Source organism: Streptomyces sp. RP5T (assembly GCF_003933965.1).
Lineage (GTDB): Bacteria > Actinomycetota > Actinomycetes > Streptomycetales > Streptomycetaceae > Streptomyces.
This window is the reverse complement of sequence record NZ_RSAJ01001013.1, coordinates 1-1,699: the sequence shown is the minus strand read 5'-3', so window position 1 is coordinate 1,699 and position 1,699 is coordinate 1. Positions and strand designations below refer to the sequence as shown.

The window sequence follows — 1,699 nt, the reverse complement described above, 5'->3', positions numbered from 1 at the left end:
GGGTGGGGCGCATGGCCGGGAACTTAGAGGGATTCTTTTCCTTCGTCAATAAAATAAGCAGGAATCGGCTGTGCGTCCCCGAGGAGACTCCTGTGCCGTCCGGGGCGGCCAATCATCACTTTTCGCACTTTTGACGGCGATACTCTCCGCATCCTTACCGGAACTGACGAGGCGACAGGAGATCAGCCGGATGGCATCAGCACGAGTGAGGGTCGGGGCGGTGGCGGGAGCGGTCCTGCTGCCCCTTCTCGCGGTCCCCGCCCACGCCGACTCGCCCACCGCGCCCGCGGTGGATCTCGCAGGTGTGCGCGGCGTGTTGCGTTCCGCGCAGGCGCAGGGCGCACCGGGGTCCATGGCCCGGATCGACGACGGGGGCACGGTGTACCGGGCCGCGGTGGGCGTCGCGGACCGAGGGAGCGGGCGGGCGATGAACGACGCCGACCGGTTCCGCATCGGCAGCGTCACCAAGACCTTCACCGCCGTCGTGCTGCTCCAACTGGTCGACGAGAAGAAGCTGAGTCTCGACGCGCCCGTCAACCGGTACCTGCCCGGACTGCTCCCGGACGACCGGATCACGGTGCGGCACGTCCTGGGCCACCGCAGCGGCCTGTACGACTACACGAACGACATGTTCGCCAGCACGGTCCCCGGGTTCGAGGCGGTCCGCAAGAAGGTCTTCACACCCCGGGAACTGGTGAAGCTCTCGCTCGCCCGGCCGCGCACGAACGCCCCGGGCGCGGTGTACGCCTACTCGAACACCAACTTCGTCGTCGCCGGGATGCTCGTCGAGCAGCTGACCGGGAACCCGGTACGGACCGAGTTCGAGAACCGCATCATCGGGCCGCTGAAGCTGAGCGACACCTTCTACGTGCACCCCGGCACGACGATCCCCGGCCGGCACGCCCGCGGTTATCTCACCCCGGACCAGGCGGGCGCCCCGCTCGTCGACGCGACCGAGCAGACCGTGTCGTGGGCGCAGAGCGCGGGCGCGCTCATCTCCAGCACCCGGGACCTCAACACCTTCCTGTCCGCCCTGCTCGGCGGCCGGCTCACCTCGGCCGCGCAACTGGCGCAGATGGAAAGGTGGCTGCCGTCGTCGGGCAGCGGTCAGGCCTACGGTCTGGGACTGCGCCGTCGCGATCTGTCGTGCGGGGTCTCGGTGTACGGCCACACCGGTGCCGTACAGGGCTTCTACACCTACGCGTTCGCCTCGAAGGACGGCACGCGCGCTCTCGCCGCGGTCGCCAACACCTCCAACAACGGCACGGTCCTCAACACGATGCTGCGCACCCTGGACTCCGCGTTCTGCGGCAAGTCGGCAAGGGCGGTCAGGCCTCCGCGCGGCAAGGCGCCCGTGGAGCGGCACGAGGACGTGGCACCGGCGCTCACGCTGGACTGAGCGCGGGCCGGGAACCCCGGCGCCCCGGTGTGCGTTCTCCCGGCGAACCACGACACCAGGGCGGCACCATGGACGAGCTGGTCCCCGGGGGCAATCTTCCCCTCCCCGAAGGGGCCGTCACCGTGCGGGTGCCCGGCCCCTTCGACGTGTGCGCGCTCATCACGGGCGAGGGCGGCAAGGTCCGGGGGGATGCGGACTTCGTGTTCTACAACCAGCCCTCGGCACCCGGCGCCCGCCTCTCCGGTGACACCCTGATCGTCGATCCCCGCAGGCTGCGCGCGGGGGCCGCCAGGATCACGG

2 protein-coding genes are annotated in these 1,699 nt (G+C 70.0%); both read left to right on the top strand.

From position 1 onward, the window contains the following. Positions 1 to 190: 190 nt before the first annotated feature. Positions 191 to 1,399: a serine hydrolase gene (locus tag EHS43_RS44005; RefSeq protein WP_185806670.1), complete on the top strand. Its 1,209-nt coding sequence runs from the start codon at positions 191 to 193 to the stop codon at positions 1,397 to 1,399. A 68-nt stretch (positions 1,400 to 1,467) separates the two neighbouring features. Then, positions 1,468 to 1,699 (top strand): TerD family protein (locus tag EHS43_RS44000; RefSeq protein ID WP_148104324.1); only part of this gene is annotated, 232 nt, incomplete at its 3' end.

Excerpts from the sequence above, each read along its gene's own strand:
- EHS43_RS44005 (WP_185806670.1), top strand. The coding sequence starts at position 191 with ATGGCATCAGCACGAGTGAGGGTCGGGGCGGTGGCGGGAGCGGTCCTG.